Annotated in this window: 11 protein-coding genes and 1 pseudogene; 10 read left to right on the top strand and 2 right to left on the bottom strand. The window is 49.1% G+C overall.

Translation table 11 applies throughout. From position 1 onward, the window contains the following. Nucleotides 1-161: 161 nt before the first annotated feature. Together AUL54_RS07005 and AUL54_RS07000 are read left to right on the top strand one after the other, a co-directional pair. The gene (locus tag AUL54_RS07005; RefSeq protein WP_060963351.1) at nucleotides 162-1292 is read left to right on the top strand and encodes a DEAD/DEAH box helicase; all 1131 of its coding nucleotides are present in this window, start codon (nucleotides 162-164) and stop codon (nucleotides 1290-1292) included. 73 nt (nucleotides 1293-1365) lie between these two features. After that, nucleotides 1366-1811, top strand: a pseudogene (locus AUL54_RS07000) (GNAT family N-acetyltransferase). Nucleotides 1812-1864: 53 nt separating this feature from the next. Here the strand turns inward: AUL54_RS07000 and AUL54_RS06995 are convergent. Next, on the bottom strand, nucleotides 1865-2884 hold the full coding sequence (locus tag AUL54_RS06995) for an NADP-dependent oxidoreductase (protein ID WP_060963350.1): 1020 nt from the start codon (nucleotides 2882-2884) through the stop codon (nucleotides 1865-1867). Between the two features lie 128 nt (nucleotides 2885-3012). Then, a complete protein-coding gene (locus AUL54_RS06990) occupies nucleotides 3013-3363 on the bottom strand; it encodes a DUF3212 family protein (RefSeq protein WP_060963349.1) in 351 nt (116 codons plus the stop codon). Nucleotides 3364-3554: 191 nt separating this feature from the next. Between AUL54_RS06990 and AUL54_RS06985 the strand changes: the two genes are divergently transcribed. The 8 genes from AUL54_RS06985 (at nucleotide 3555) to AUL54_RS06945 (ending at nucleotide 16368) form a co-directional block, all read left to right on the top strand. Further along, entirely contained in the window at nucleotides 3555-3902 is a 348-nt protein-coding gene (locus AUL54_RS06985; RefSeq protein ID WP_016936978.1) for a YflT domain-containing protein, read from the top strand. Between the two features lie 162 nt (nucleotides 3903-4064). Continuing rightward, nucleotides 4065-5330 carry a pectate lyase gene (locus AUL54_RS06980; protein WP_060963348.1) on the top strand — a complete coding sequence of 422 codons (1266 nt, stop codon included), beginning with the start codon at nucleotides 4065-4067 and terminating at the stop codon, nucleotides 5328-5330. A 117-nt stretch (nucleotides 5331-5447) separates the two neighbouring features. After that, entirely contained in the window at nucleotides 5448-6884 is a 1437-nt protein-coding gene (locus tag AUL54_RS06975) for an anion permease (RefSeq protein ID WP_007408966.1), read from the top strand. Nucleotides 6885-6990: 106 nt separating this feature from the next. Beyond that, the gene (locus AUL54_RS06970) at nucleotides 6991-7689 is read left to right on the top strand and encodes a hypothetical protein (RefSeq protein WP_060963347.1); all 699 of its coding nucleotides are present in this window, start codon (nucleotides 6991-6993) and stop codon (nucleotides 7687-7689) included. Between the two features lie 114 nt (nucleotides 7690-7803). Further along, on the top strand, nucleotides 7804-12693 hold the full coding sequence (locus AUL54_RS21930; RefSeq protein WP_082761614.1) for a beta strand repeat-containing protein: 4890 nt from the start codon (nucleotides 7804-7806) through the stop codon (nucleotides 12691-12693). 418 nt (nucleotides 12694-13111) lie between these two features. After that, nucleotides 13112-14716 (top strand): sensor histidine kinase, encoded by a 1605-nt coding sequence (locus AUL54_RS06955; RefSeq protein ID WP_060963345.1) that lies wholly within the window; start codon nucleotides 13112-13114, stop codon nucleotides 14714-14716. Next, nucleotides 14713-15393, top strand: coding sequence for a response regulator (locus tag AUL54_RS06950; protein WP_060963344.1), 681 nt, complete (start codon nucleotides 14713-14715; stop codon nucleotides 15391-15393). The genes AUL54_RS06955 and AUL54_RS06950 overlap by 4 nt, the downstream gene beginning before the upstream one ends. A 12-nt stretch (nucleotides 15394-15405) precedes the next feature. Beyond that, nucleotides 15406-16368 (top strand): tripartite tricarboxylate transporter substrate binding protein, encoded by a 963-nt coding sequence (locus AUL54_RS06945; protein ID WP_060963343.1) that lies wholly within the window; start codon nucleotides 15406-15408, stop codon nucleotides 16366-16368. Nucleotides 16369-16498 lie beyond the last annotated feature (130 nt).

The raw sequence follows: 16498 nt of genomic DNA, 5'->3' as shown, positions 1-16498 counted from the left end.
TCTATCGTTATCAGACACGCTTTTTCATTATGTGTCTTTCTCATTAATGATTATAAAGGAGGAGACCGTTTGTTAAAAGGCTTGGAAGGAAAAAGAAAATTGCGTTTGCCGCGTGCATTTGAGATACTATGGAGTAGATTTTAAGAATTGAGGAGAACGACATGACCCAAACATGGCCATTTTTACAGCATACACAACCATTTATCGCCGAAAACTGGAAGGCGTCTGGCTTTCAGAAGCCGACCGACATTCAGGAAAAAGCCGCTCAGGTGATCATGGAAGGGAAAGACGTCATCGCCGAATCCCCGACGGGAACGGGAAAAACATTGGCGTATACGCTTCCGGTTCTGGAGCGGATCAATCCGGAGCAAAAACATCCGCAAGTGATTATTTTAGCGCCGTCCCGCGAGCTTGTGATGCAGATTTTTCAGGTGATTCAGGATTGGAAAAAAGGCTCCGATCTTCGCGCCCTGTCTTTGATCGGCGGAGCAAACGTGAAAAAGCAGGTGGAAAAGCTCAAAAATAAACCGCATATCATTGCAGGCACACCGGGCAGGGTGCTCGAATTGATTCAGGCAAAAAAGCTGAAAATGCATGAAGTCAAGACGATCGTTCTTGATGAAGCGGATCAGCTCGTGACAAAGGAACACCGTGAAACAATGAAAAAAATCATTAAAACGACGCTGAAAGACCGCCAGCTTTTAAGCTTTTCCGCTACGCTGCAGCCGGAGACAGAAGAGGTGCTGAAGGGAATTGCACACGAACCGGCCGTTTTGAAGGTGGAGCGGAATACGGCGGAAAAAGCTCGGGTCACGCATCAATATCTCGTCTGCGATCAGCGGGATAAAGTGAAGCTATTGCAAAAGCTGTCACGGCTGAACGGCATGCAGGCGCTCGTGTTCGTCAGAGATATCGGCAATTTAAGCGTCTATGCGGAAAAACTCGCCTATCATCACGTGGATCTCGGCATCCTGCACGGAGAAGCGAAAAAAATGGAGCGGGCAAAGATATTATCAGCGTTTGAACGAGGAGAATTTCCGCTGCTTCTGGCGACTGACATAGCGGCGCGCGGACTCGATATCGAGGATCTTCCGTACGTCATTCACGCGGACATCCCGAATGAAGACGGGTACATTCACAGATCCGGCCGGACGGGGCGGGCCGGTAAAGAAGGAACGGTACTCAGCCTTGTCACGCCGATGGAAGAATCCAAACTGAAAAAAATGGCCAAATCACTCGGAATTGAGCTGAAAGAGGCCGTTTATTCAGGCGGAAAATTATCTGAGAAATAAGAAACGGAGGGCGCGAAGCCCTTCTTTTTTTTGTTGTGAAATAATAGAAAAGGTTCGCACGGGGGATGGGAAGATGGTTTCAATAGACAGATTTCAAATATTGAAGGAACGTGAGCTGAAAATACTTGAACACTGGTTTAAGGACGATAATATCAGTCGGAGAATGGATGCGATACTGCCATTAGATGCGTGGTATGCACGATTGAATAAAGATGAAGACGATACTGTCCTTATGGCATATGACGGGCAGCTGCCGGCAGGCATAGTCTCTATAGAGTTTGTGGAGGAACGGGCGTATATCGGATTGATCGTCAATCCTTTGTACCAGCTTCAAGGGTACGGAAAACGGATATTGCAAAAACTCCTGACTGACCCTGGGTTTACCAGTGTGCGGGAATGGGCGGCAAGCATCGAAAAAGACAATCAAATCAGTTTAGCCTGCTTTCAAGCAGCGGATTCACTTTGGAAGATACGGAGCCGGATGAAGACAGATTTCTGACTTTGATTCTTCGCAGCTGATCCGAAAAAGCAGAAAAGGAGGGGACAAAGCCCTCCTTTTTTTCATCATCATGTTAACTTGGATCACTGACTTTGATGATCTGTTTGCCTTTGTTTTCTCCCTTAAACAAACCGAGGAACGCGTCAGGGATATGGCTGAATCCTTCCGTAATCGTTTCTTCATAATGAAGCTTTCCGTCCTTGAGCCATTCAGCCAATTGTTTCGCGCCTTCGGAAAAGCGGTCAGCATAATCACCGACGATGAATCCCTGCATCAGCGCTTTTGTTTTGATCAGTTTCGGCTGTACGCGGGGGCCCATGTCTTCCTCTTCACTTTCAGTATTGTATGAAGAGATCGCTCCGCATACCGGAATACGGGCGAATTCATTCAGCAGGTTGATCACCGCATCTGAAATCGGTCCGCCGACATTGTCAAAATAGACATCGACGCCGTCAGGGCATGCCTGTTCAAGCGCTTTTTGAATATCATCCGCCGTTTTGTAATTAATGGCCTCATCAAATTGAAGCTCCTCTTTCAGATACGCGATTTTTTCGTCAGAACCGGCGATGCCGACAACCCGCGCGCCTTTGATTTTGGCAATCTGCCCGACCGTTGAGCCGACGGCGCCCGCAGCCCCTGAAACAACGACGGTTTCGCCTTTTTTCGGACGGCCGATATCAAGCAGCCCGAAGTAAGCGGTCAGTCCGGTCATCCCTAAAATGCCGAGATACGCCGAGGCGGGTGCGATATCCGTATCCAGTTTGCGGAGGGCGGACTCATTCACTGCTGAGTATTCCTGCCATGCGAGATTCCCGATCACGATATCGCCTTTTTTCAGCTTATTGCCGTCTGTGAGAACCTCGGCAATCACTCCGCCTGTTATGGCTTCATCTAAAGCGAACGGCTCGACATATGATTTTGTATCCTGCATTCGTCCGCGCATGTACGGATCAACGGACACATAACTCGTTTTTACAAGCACTTCACCGTCTTGCGGCTCGGGAACGGCAATCGTTTCAAAACGGAAATCGTCATGGGCGGGAACGCCTTTAGGGCGTCTCGCCAATTGAATCTGCTGCTGATTTTTCGGCATGATGCATCCTCCTTCAACATGAGTGTTTATTCCAAATGTGTAACACGAACCATTTCCCGAATACAAAATCAAACCGTCGGCCGGCAACAAAAAAAGAAGGGCCCGGGCCCTTCTTTCCTATGCGTCATTTAATAGAACAGCCGGAACATCTCAGTGTTTTTCTCATGTTCCAAATATTCATAGGCATTTGTTTTAGAAGAATGAAGCATGTCAGCGTTAATGACGGGCTGAAGCGTGGTCAGATAAGTACCCAGCGTATTCTCAATTTCTTTCGGCAGAACGGATTCGATATCACCGATATTGATAATAATAGAGAAAACGAAATCAATATTAATATGAAAGGTATCTTCAGCAAAGGCCGTAAGCTCTTTTATTCCATCCGGGCAGCGGGTATGCCGGCGGAATACCTGTTTCACTAAATCACTGACAACCCAAGCGTTAAATCGCTGTTCCGGTGAAAAATAATGAATAGGAACCACCTCCCTGCTTGATCGGCTCTTGAGAATTTTTATTTTTCTGATAAAAGCAGCTTCTCCTACTGTAACATGTCCCGGAAGAAAATATCCACCGACAATCTGCCCGATTTTTCACTGAACGCTCTTTCTTTTGTTTGGCACTTGGTGAAGCGGGTAAACACACAATATACAAAAACAAAAGGGAGGACTTCTCAATGAAACCGGTAGTAAGAGAGTATACAAACGATCAAAAACTGATGCAGGACGTAAAAGAGCTTCAGCAAATGGGTGTTGCAAAAGAAGATGTATACGTGCTTTCTCATGATGATGACAGAACGGAACGACTGGCCGACAATACGGATGTCAATACCATCGGAGCAAAAGAAACGGGCATTAAACACGCGGTCGGCAATATGTTTAATAAAAAGGGCGACGAGCTCCGCAACAAAATTCACGAAATCGGCTTTTCAGAAGAGGAAGCGTCACAATTTGAAAAGCGCTTAGATGAAGGAAAAGTTCTTCTGTTTGTCACGGATAACGAAAAAGTAAAATCATGGGCGTAAGCCGATCAGGTCCCAAGGGGTTTCGGTCCCTTGGGATTTTTTTGCGGTTTCCGCAATAAAACCGAAAGACACATTCTGTACATTTTCGGTGCTGTTTCTCAACTGATTTGATACAATTCGGTTGTAATAAATTGGAATCGAAAATCAGGAGGAACACAATTCATGAAAAAAATGTTATTTATGCTGGCGGTTTGTTTATGTATGATCCCTGCGGACGTCTATGCCGCTGATCTGGGGCGGCAGACGTTAGGAACAAATGACGGCTGGGGAGCCGCTTCCGGCGGGACAACCGGCGGCGCGAAAGCCTCTTCATCGAATGTATACACCGTATCAAACAGACAGCAGCTCGTTTCCGCATTAGGGGGAAGCGCCAACAGCACGCCGAAGATTATTTACATACAAGGCACAATCAATATGAATACCGACGACCGCAATAAAACGCTCGGCTTTTATGACTATAAAGATCCGGCGTATGATCTCAACGCCTATTTGAAGGCGTACGATCCGGATAAATGGGGGAAAAAAGCACCGTCAGGCACCCAGGAAGACGCCAGACAGCGATCCCAAAAAAACCAGAAAGCGCGGGTCGTGATTGATATCCCTTCAAATACGACGATCATCGGGTCAGGCTCAAACGCCAAAGTGACAGGCGGAAATTTTAATATGAAGAACGGCGTCGACAACGTCATCATCCGCAACATCGAATTTCAAGACGCATACGACTATTTTCCGCAATGGGACCCGACTGACGGCAGCAGCGGCAACTGGAACTCGGAATATGACAATATTACCATTAACGGCGCGACGCACGTCTGGATCGACCATTGCACTTTCAATGACGGATCGAATCCCGACAGCGGTTTTCCCTACTATTACGGGAGAAAATATCAGCACCATGACGGCCAGACGGATATAGCCAACGGGGCGAATTATATGACATTATCCTATAATAAATATCATGACCATGACAAAGGCTCCGTCATCGGAAACAGCGACAGCAAGACGTCGGATGAAGGAAAACTGAAGGTGACCCTTCACCATAACTATTACCAGAACATCGTCCAGCGCGCCCCGCGGGTCCGGTACGGGCAGGTTCATATTTATAATAATTTTTACGCAGGCTCGAAAAGCGCCGCATACCCGTTCAGTTATGCATGGGGCGCAGGATATGCGTCAAAAATATATGCACAGAATAATGTTTTTGAGGTGCCGGGTCTGGCTGCTGGTAAGGTCATCAGTGTCTTCAGCGGCGGAAAAGCGCTTCATGAAGAGGGCACTCTTTTAAACGGCGCTGCCATTAACGCGTCAGCCGCCAACGGATTAAGTCAGTCTGTCGGCTGGACACCGGCATTGCACGGCTCTATCGGCTCATCCGCAAATGTAAAACCGGATGTTATATCTAAAGCCGGTTCGGGTACGTTAAAATAAGAAACACAAAGGAATATTTTCCTTTGTGTTTTTTAATTAACAAAAACGTTTATTAACTTAGTTAAGTAGTAAAATGGGATGGGGGATGGAAGACAACAAAATAGGAGGAGACCTGTAATGGCTTCAGAAAAAGACGCAAAAAAACAGCAGGCGGTAAAAATCATTCCTTTGCTTATTACTGTTGCTGTGGGATTAATCATTTGGTTTATTCCCGCGCCGTCCGGACTTGAACCTAAAGCATGGCATTTGTTCGCTATTTTTGTCGCAACAATTATCGGCTTTATCTCCAAGCCCTTGCCAATGGGCGCAATTGCAATTTTTGCATTGGCAGTCACCGCGTTAACGGGAACGCTTTCTATTGAAAATACGTTAAGCGGATTTGGAAACAAGACAATCTGGCTGATTGTCATCGCCTTTTTTATTTCCCGGGGATTTATCAAAACCGGGCTCGGCGCCAGGATTTCTTACGTATTCGTACAACGGTTCGGGAAGAAAACACTCGGCCTTTCTTATTCACTGCTGTTCAGTGATTTAATTTTATCACCTGCCATTCCGAGTAACACGGCACGGGCGGGCGGCATTATTTTTCCTATTATCAGATCATTATCCGAAACTTTCGGGTCAACGCCGGCAGACGGAACAGAGCGGAAAATCGGCGCTTTCTTATTAAAGACCGGTTTCCAAGGAAACTTGATTACGTCTGCGATGTTTTTGACGGCAATGGCGGCGAACCCGCTGATCGCCAAGCTGGCCCACGATGTCGCAGGGGTGGACATCACATGGACAAGCTGGGCAATTGCGGCCATTGTCCCGGGATTGGCGAGCTTAATCATTACACCGCTTGTCATTTATAAGCTGTATCCGCCGGAAATTAAAGAAACACCGGATGCGGCTAAAATCGCAACGGAAAAATTGAAAGAAATGGGTCCGTTTAAAAAATCCGAGCTCTCCATGGTCATCGTCTTTTTATTGGTGCTTGCGCTGTGGATTTTCGGAGGAAGCTTAAATATCGACGCAACGACGACGGCCCTGATCGGATTATCCGTTTTGCTTTTGTCACAGGTATTAACATGGGAGGACATCAAAAAGGAACAAGGTGCGTGGGATACACTGACTTGGTTCGCGGCGCTTGTGATGCTGGCGAATTTCCTGAATGAACTCGGCATGGTGTCTTGGTTCAGTAATATGATGAAATCCTCTGTTTCCGGTTTTTCATGGATTGTGGCATTTATGATTCTGATCGTTGTGTATTATTACACCCATTACTTCTTTGCGAGCGCAACCGCGCATATCAGCGCCATGTATGCGGCATTTCTCGCCGTCATCGTGGCGGCAGGCGCTCCGCCGTTATTGGCGGCGCTCAGCCTGGCGTTTTTCAGCAACCTTTTCGGTTCGACGACGCATTACGGCTCAGGAGCGGCTCCGGTCTTTTTCGGAGCGGGCTATATTTCGCAAAGCAAATGGTGGTCCATCGGCTTTATCCTGTCAATCGTCCATATTGTGACATGGCTTGTGATTGGCGGATTATGGTGGAAAGTATTAGGTTTATGGTAGAAGAAAAAAGGCAGACTCAGGTCTGCCTTTTTTTGTTTTGATAAGAGGCGGGAAGGCCCTGCACATGATGGCTTCAGCGTGAATACAATATAGCCGGGGTGATAATATGAGCAGCGGCCGTAATCAATACATGATATTGAAACAGAAACCTTACAAATATATGAGCAGACATATGAAACGCTGGTATGAACAATTACTATATGATAATGAAAAAACGGAAATAGTGACGGAAAAACAGTTTCCGTCTTTAGATGAAAATCGATCTGCCCTGTGCGTGCCCCAGATGCGGGGTCCCGAAGGCAAAAGAGGCCCCGCCGGCTCCCGCGGTCCGCAAGGGGAAGCAGGTCCGCCCGGTCCCCCGGGGCCTGAGGGTCCGCCCGGTGCGGTTCCGGCTGTAGCTTTTCAAAATACAGCAGAACAAATGACGATTCCGTTAGAAGGAACACCGATAAATGTATTAAGCACTGTGGTAGATGCGCCGACAGATCAATTGGTAAAAACGGATGCCGTCATACAAGTAAATGTGGAATTAGATCTGCTCGCTTCTAATTTTTCATTAGACTTAGCTGTCGATCTCCAAAGAAATGGGGTATCTATTCAAACACTAAGACAAGAGCTGAACCTCTTTTCTTCAGGCGGGCAAATCTTGGGGATTCCTTTTACGTACATCGAGGAAATGACGGCGGGAGAAACAGCTGCGTATCAGCTCTTTTTATCTGTACTGTCTTCGAATCATGTCACACAAGTCACAGCGGCAAACCGTTCCCTCATTGCAACGGGATTCCCCATTCAAGGATCGGACTAAGGTGATGAATAGAAATCACCTTTTTTATTTAGGTTGTCAAAAGACAGCCCGTATTAATATGCTGTCTTAAAAAGTAAGGTTATCCGCAACAGAAAGGAGAGGGAAAAAGCTTGAATGAATAATCCGATTATAAATGGGAGCTTTGAAACCGGTACATTAGAGGGTTGGAGTTCGGCAAATACCCAGATTAACAGTTTGTTTGCACATTCAGGGAGATATTCTGCACAATTTATTGGAACTCAGCCATATGCTTACCTCAGTCAAATCATCCCCATTTCAGCTCAGTCACTGACTCTATTCGTATCACTGGCAACGCTCGGAAATGAGCCAAGTCCCCAGGTAACCCTCCAGATCATATATGTCAGCGCAGCAGGTGAACAAATCAGTTCCGTTCAAGAAAATATCACACCCGGAAATTTGCCGAACGTGCTCTTTCATACATGGTCTGAAATCTATAAAACAAGCAGTGTGCCCTCTGGCGCGGCCTCTGCTGTCATTGTATTAAGTAAAGTTTCTTCCGGTACGGTTTTAATAGACGATGTTTCATTGGCACAAACCGGGGGTGAACCTGGCGTTACAGGCCCCACAGGAGCAACTGGGGTAACCGGATCAACAGGTCCAACGGGTGCAACCGGCTCAACCGGATCGACTGGAATCACCGGGTCAACCGGTCCAACTGGAGTAACCGGAGTAACGGGAGCAACTGGAGCAACGGGTGCAAGAGGAGCAACCGGATCGACTGGAATCACCGGATCAACAGGTCCAACTGGAGTAACAGGAACAACAGGAGCAACAGGTCCAACGGGTGCAACCGGGTCAACCGGATCGACTGGAATCACCGGGTCAACAGGTCCAACTGGAGTAACCGGAGTAACGGGAGCAACTGGAGCAACGGGTGCAAGAGGAGCAACCGGATCGACTGGAATCACCGGGTCAACCGGTCCAACTGGAGTAACCGGAGTAACGGGAGCAACAGGTCCAACGGGTGCAACCGGCTCAACCGGATCGACTGGAATCACCGGGTCAACCGGTCCAACTGGAGTAACCGGAGTAACGGGAGCAACGGGTGCAAGAGGAGCAACCGGATCGACTGGAATCACCGGGTCAACCGGTCCAACTGGAGTAACAGGAACAACAGGAGCAACAGGTCCAACGGGTGCAACCGGCTCAACCGGATCGACTGGAATCACCGGGTCAACAGGTCCAACTGGAGTAACCGGAGTAACGGGAGCAACAGGTCCAACGGGTGCAACCGGGTCAACCGGATCGACTGGAATCACCGGGTCAACAGGTCCAACTGGTATAACAGGATCAACAGGAGTAACAGGTCCAACGGGTGCAACCGGCTCAACTGGATCGACTGGAATCACCGGGTCAACCGGTCCAACTGGTATAACAGGATCAACAGGAGTAACAGGTCCAACGGGTGCAACCGGCTCAACTGGATCGACTGGAATCACCGGGTCAACAGGTCCAACTGGTATAACAGGATCAACAGGAGTAACAGGAGTAACAGGTCCAACGGGTGCAACCGGCTCAACTGGATCGACTGGGATCACCGGGTCAACCGGTCCAACTGGAGTAACAGGAACAACAGGAGCAACAGGTCCAACGGGTGCAACCGGCTCAACCGGATCGACTGGAATCACCGGGTCAACCGGTCCAACTGGAGTAACTGGAGTAACAGGAGTAACAGGTCCAACGGGTGCAACCGGCTCAACCGGATCGACTGGGATCACAGGGTCAACCGGTCCAACTGGAGTAACAGGAACAACAGGAGCAACTGGTGTAACAGGGGCAACAGGAGAAACAGGAGCAACAGGCTCAACTGGAGTGACTGGAGAAACTGGCCCAACGGGTCCAACCGGATCGACTGGCTCAACTGGTATAACAGGGGCAACAGGCCCAACGGGTGCAACCGGGGCAACAGGAGTAACAGGAGAAACTGGCCCAACAGGTCCAACCGGATCGACTGGCTTAACTGGAGCAACCGGAGTAACCGGCTCAACTGGAGCAACAGGCTCAACCGGAGCAACTGGAGAAACCGGCCCAACGGGTGCAACCGGGGAAACAGGTCCAACCGGAGCAACAGGAGTAACTGGTGTAACCGGAGCGACCGGAGAAACCGGCCCAACGGGAGCAACCGGGGAAACAGGTCCAACAGGAACAACAGGAGTAACGGGTGCAACAGGCTCAACTGGAGTGACTGGAGAAACTGGTCCAACGGGTCCAACCGGGTCAACAGGACCAACCGGAGCAACTGGCCCAACAGGAGTAACTGGCGTAACGGGTCCAACTGGAGAAACAGGTCCAACAGGAGCAACTGGTGTAACAGGATCAACAGGAGAAACCGGAGCAACAGGAGTAACTGGTCCAACCGGATCGACTGGCTTAACTGGAGCAACCGGAGTAACCGGCTCAACTGGAGCAACAGGAGCGACCGGAGTAACTGGAGAAACCGGCCCAACCGGAGCAACAGGCTCAACCGGAGTGACTGGAGAAACCGGCCCAACGGGTCCAACCGGAGCAACTGGCCCAACAGGAGTAACTGGCGTAACGGGTCCAACTGGAGAAACAGGTCCAACCGGCCCAACAGGAGTAACTGGCGTAACGGGTCCAACTGGAGAAACAGGTCCAACCGGAGCAACAGGAGTAACTGGTGTAACCGGAGCGACAGGAGAAACCGGCCCAACCGGAGCAACAGGCTCAACCGGAGTGACTGGAGAAACCGGCCCAACGGGAGCAACCGGGGCAACAGGTCCAACAGGAACAACAGGAGTAACGGGTGCAACAGGAGCAACCGGATCGACTGGCTTAACAGGAGCAACAGGCTCAACTGGAGTGACTGGAGAAACTGGCCCAACGGGTGCAACCGGATCGACTGGCTTAACAGGAGCAACAGGCTCAACCGGAGCGACAGGAGAAACCGGCCCAACGGGAGCAACCGGGGCAACAGGTCCAACAGGAACAACAGGAGTAACGGGTGCAACAGGCTCAACTGGAGTGACTGGAGAAACTGGTCCAACAGGACCAACCGGATCGACTGGCTTAACTGGAGCAACAGGTGTAACCGGTGTAACGGGTCCAACTGGAGAAACAGGCTCAACCGGAGAAATCGGAGCAACTGGTGTAACAGGATCAACAGGAGAAACCGGGGCAACCGGGGCAACCGGAGCAACCGGGGCAACAGGCCCAACCGGAGCAACAGGCTCAACCGGAGTGACTGGAGAAACCGGCCCAACAGGATCGACTGGCTTAACTGGAGCAACAGGAGTAACCGGCTCAACTGGAGAAACAGGAGCGACAGGAGTAACAGGCCCAACCGGAGCAACAGGCTCAACTGGAGTGACTGGAGAAACCGGCCCAACGGGTGCAACCGGGGAAACAGGTCCAACCGGAGCAACAGGAGTAACTGGTGTAACCGGAGCGACAGGAGAAACCGGCCCAACCGGAGCAACAGGAGAAACCGGGGCAACTGGAGAAACAGGAGCAACAGGCTCAACCGGAGTGACTGGAGAAACCGGCCCAACGGGTGCAACCGGGGAAACAGGTCCAACCGGAGCAACAGGAGAAACCGGCCCAACCGGAGCAACAGGAGTAACTGGTGTAACCGGAGCGACAGGAACAACCGGAGCAACCGGGGCAGCTGGAGCAACAGGTCCAACAGGCCCAACCGGAGCAACAGGGACAACAGGAGTAACGGGTGCAACCGGGGCAACAGGTCCAACAGGAACAACAGGAGTAACGGGTGCAACAGGCTCAACTGGAGTGACTGGAGCAACAGGTCCAACAGGCTCAACCGGAGTGACTGGAGAAACTGGCCCAACAGGAGCAACAGGAGTAACTGGTGTAACCGGAGCGACAGGAACAACCGGAGCAACCGGGGCAACTGGAGCAACAGGTCCAACAGGCTCAACTGGAGTGACTGGAGAAACTGGTCCAACAGGACCAACCGGATCGACTGGCTTAACAGGAGCAACAGGTGTAACCGGTGTAACGGGTCCAACTGGAGAAACAGGATCAACAGGAGAAACCGGCCCAACGGGAGCAACCGGGGCAACTGGAGTAACCGGAGTAACGGGAGCCACCGGAGTAACAGGCCCAACCGGGGTAACAGGCCCGACCGGGGTGACTGGCCCAACGGGTGTAACGGGTCCAACAGGAGCAACCGGGGTGACTGGCCCAACGGGTGTAACGGGCCCAACCGGAGTAACAGGATCAACAGGGGCAACCGGAGTAACAGGAGTAACGGGAGCCACCGGAGTAACGGGAGCCACTGGAGTGACTGGTGAAACTGGTGCAACGGGTTCAACTGGTTCAACAGGTCCAACCGGAGTAACAGGAACAACTGGGATAACAGGAGCAACAGGTCCAACTGGAGTAACTGGAGCAACCGGCTCGACTGGTGGAACAGGGCCAACAGGAGCAACCGGGGCAACAGGAGCAACTGGGGTAACTGGAGTAACGGGAGTAACCGGGGTAACCGGTCTAACCGGAGCCACTGGGGTAACTGGAGCAACCGGCTCCACCGGAGCAACAGGTGTAACGGGAGCAACTGGGATAACCGGGTCAACAGGCCCAACCGGAGCAACAGGCAGTACACCAACCTTGCTCTTCACAAGAGCTAATGGGCCGCTCACTGTTTTTCCGCCGTTAAATACAGAAGTTCCCGTTGCTACACTGGCAATCCCAGTTAATGCTTTGCAGAATGTAAAGCTGGATTATGCACTCAGTGTCGCGTTAACAACTGCAGCAAATTCAAACTTTGTTTTTGAAGTGAGACTCTATAGGGGAGCAGTGCAAATTCATACAAGAACTTTGTCGCGAACTAGTACTACCGCAGCTACGGATAGTTTTTCGATTGCTGATACAACAGTGGATACTGCGCCGACCGCAGGAACGAACACTTACCAGCTCAGGGTTATTTTCACAACTGCTAATAATTTAACGACAGCAACTGCTCTGAATATCGATTTTAACAGCATTGTTTTTCCGACATCATAATGAAAAGACCTGACTGATATTTTAAAGATGAAAGACCTGACTGATATACGGTTAGGTCTTTTTTTCTGTAAATGAATCTTTTAAATGGGATTTTGAAACACAGTTGTATTCTGAAAATATTGTAAGAAGAGATAGTGTAGTGAGAAAAGGGGATACATGGTATAACAGATACGAGTCTTGGGATGGCTGCTGTGGGTATTGTTATGAGGCTGTCATTGCCAACATAAATGAACGGGGTTGACTGAGCAACAGGGCTAACCGGAGCAGGCGCGATCATTCCTTGTTACATAAATCCTCAAAAGTGAAAATATACCTATCATCCTTTTTGAAAATCGGCAAGAGAAAAAGATCACGAAAATTCTTAAAAATAAGGATATAAAAAGTGGTATGATTTTAGGAGGAAAGGACGGCTGGTGCTGTGTTGGAAGAGAAACGGTTTTATGTCTCTCTGCAAATGAAAATCGCCGGATTAATTACGGCTTTATTAATACTTGTCATCGGAACGCTTACTGTTATATTTGCCTTTCAGCAATTAAAGGAAGGCCAGAAGCAGGCGGAACAGCTGGCGGTGCAGACGGCAAAAACCATATCATACATGCCGCCTGTAAAAGAGGCATTCCGGCTTGCGGATCAAAATGCTTTTAAAAAGTTAGACGTCATTGAACAAATGAAAGAACAGGCAGGTGCGCACGCCGTCTACATGACCGATCAAAAAGGGCGTGCCGTGTTTCATTCGGACCGCAGCAGCATTCCGAAAGACAATCAAAATCTGAAAAACAAAGCCGTCATGTTCGGCGGGGCTCCGGTTTCTGACGGAATGAAGGCCGTCCGGGGAAGCGCACCGGTTATTCTGGAGGAAAAAAATCATAACGAAGTCGTCGGAACGGTGACAGTCGAGTTTCTGCAAGATGAGATAGAAAAAGATATGAAAGCGCATTTGCGGCACTTAAGCTATTTTGCATGTTTGGTGTTTCTTATCGGCATCGGAGGAGCAGCGGCGCTTGCAAAAAGCATCCGTAAAGATACACTCGGCCTTGAACCGCATGAAATTGCGGCGCTGTACCGGGAGCGGAATGCGATGCTCCTTGCGATTAAAGAAGGGATTATCGCCGTAAACAAAGAAGGCGCGGTGACCATGATGAATTTGTCTGCGGCTGATATGCTGCATCTTCCTGAACCGATGATCGGAAGGCATATAAAAGAAATCATGCCGGGCGCAAGGCTCATGCCGGTTTTTGCAGGCGGAGAATTACCGCCGAACGTGGAGGTGCGAGCCGGGGATAAAGTGTTTATCTTAAACGTGAAAGAGATGAGACAGGCCGGGCAAGTATACGGAGCGGTCATAAGCTTTCGCGAAAAAACGGAGCTCAAGAAGCTGATTAACGAGCTGACTGAAATAAAAAAATACTCGGAAGATCTCCGTGCGCAAACGCATGAATTCTCGAATAAGCTTTACGCGATACTCGGTCTGTTGGAACTGGGAGAATACGATGAAGCCATTGAACTGATTAAAGAAGAGTACGCCATCCAGAATGAACAGCACGAAATCCTCTTTCAAAACATTCATTCACAGCGGGTTCAGGCCATACTATTAGGAAAAATGGGAAAGGCATCTGAGAAGAAAGTGAAGCTTTCAATAGATGAAAACAGCTTTTTAGAATCGCTGCCGGCGCATGTGGGCTCATCCCAGCTCATTACAATCATCGGAAATCTCATTGATAACGCTTTCGAAGCCGTCGCCGAAAAAGAGAAAAAAGAGGTATCCTTTTTTATGACCGATATCGGAAGGGATATTGTCATAGAAGTGGCGGACTCAGGAGACGGGGTGCCTCAGGAAAAAACAGAAACGATATTTGAAAAGGGATACTCTTCAAAGGGGACAAGGAGAGGATACGGCTTAGCCAATCTGAAGGAAGCCGTCAGTGAATTGCAGGGATGGATAGAGATTTCGCAGCAAAAGAGCGGCGGTGCCGTATTTACGGTGTTTATACCGAAAGAAAGGCCAAAGGGGGAATCCGTGTGATTAACATCGCGATTGCAGAGGACGACTTTCGAATCGCGCAAATCCATGAAAAATTTATCGAACATCTTGATGGATTCAATGTCATCGGCAAAGCAATCAATGCCAAAGACACCATATCGCTGCTTGAGAACCGGCAGCCTGATCTGCTGCTTTTGGATATTTATATGCCGGATGAGCTGGGAACAGATTTGCTTCCGCTCATCCGCTGCCGTTTTCCTTCTGTTGATATCATCATTATTACGGCTTCTGCCGAAACAAGACTGCTGCAGGAAGCGCTCAGATTAGGCGTTTCCCACTATGTCATAAAGCCGGTTTCGGCACATAAATTTACAGAAGTGCTTTTGCAGTACCGTGAAAAAAGAGAATGGCTGCACTCACAGCCGGAGCTGAGCCAGTCCGTCATCGATATGTTTTTCGGAAGCGGCCAGAAAGAACAAAAACAGCTCAATGATCTGCCCAAAGGCATTAATTCTATTACACTCCAAAAGATAAAAAACGCGCTCAGGACTGCCGAAAAAGGGATGACGGCTGAAGAACTGGGTGAAAAAATGGGGGCCTCCAGAACAACGGCGCGGCGCTACGCCGAGTTTCTCGTTTCTCAGGAAGAAGCGCTCGCTGAATTAGAGTACGGCATTATCGGCAGGCCGGAACGGAAATATTATTTAGCACATGAATAAGGGATGGGAGAAATGAAGCGGTTGGGAGTGCTCCTTGTTTTGCTGGCGGCGCTGGTTTCATTTGACGGACGGCAGATGGCGGGCATCCGCTCAGCCGGAGGGCCGATTGAAATCGTCGTACCCGCAGCGCCTCAAGGGGGCTGGGATGTAACGGCAAAAGCTTTGCAATCGGTAATAGAGCGGAAGCATATATTAGACCGGCCCGTAAAGATTGTCTATAAGCCCGGCGGAGGCGGAGACAGCGGCTGGAAATATGTAAACGAACGAAAAACGGATGTCATCAGTATGAATTCAAGCCTGCTGTTAAGCAATGAAATTTTAGGACAAAGCCGGCTGAAGGCAGATGATTTTACACCTTTGGCCATTATCGCAAAAGAGTGGCAGACTGTCGCTCTTCCGAAAGATTCAAAGATAAAAAGCGGAAAGCAGCTGCTCGGCGATATTAAAACACATCCGGGCGGCATAAAGATCGGATTTGCGCCCGGTCTCGGAAATGATGACCAGCTCTCCTTTGCGAGAGCCGCGGAAATGGCGGGAATTTCGCCGTTTGATATCCGCTTTTTTCAATACGGGAGCAGCAATGAAGTCATTGAAGCTCTTATCAACCACGATATAGATGCCGCCTCGATGACCATTTCAGAAGCGAGAGACACCTATGAGAAAGGAAAAATCACATTAGCGGCCGTTACTTCTGACAAAAGGCTTTCAGGCTTCAGCGATGTTCCGACATGGAAAGAACAGGGGGTGCCGTTTGTCTTTGCGCATTGGAGAGGCATCATGGGACCGAAAGACATGACCGAAGGCGAAATCGCTTATTGGGATCAGGCTTTGAAACAGATTACCTCATCTGCGGAGTGGAAACAAATGATGAAAAAACGGGATTGGGAGAGTTTTTATAAAAACAGCAGCGGCGCAAAACACTTTTTAGAAGAGCAGACCGAGTTTTATAAAGAAATGATGAGCAGCGAAAAATAAGGATTCCGCAGACATGCGGAATCCTTTTTATTTATAAATGAACAAAATGAACGAAAAGGTTATAAAAAATTAAAAATCTTTAAAATCCAAAATATTTACTTCAATATGCAATTCTCATAATATAGCAAAA

This window comes from Bacillus sp. SDLI1 (genome assembly GCF_001553895.1).
Lineage (GTDB): Bacteria > Bacillota > Bacilli > Bacillales > Bacillaceae > Bacillus > Bacillus siamensis.
The sequence above is the reverse complement of the archived record's forward strand: the minus strand, read 5'-3'. Positions and strand labels throughout refer to the sequence as shown.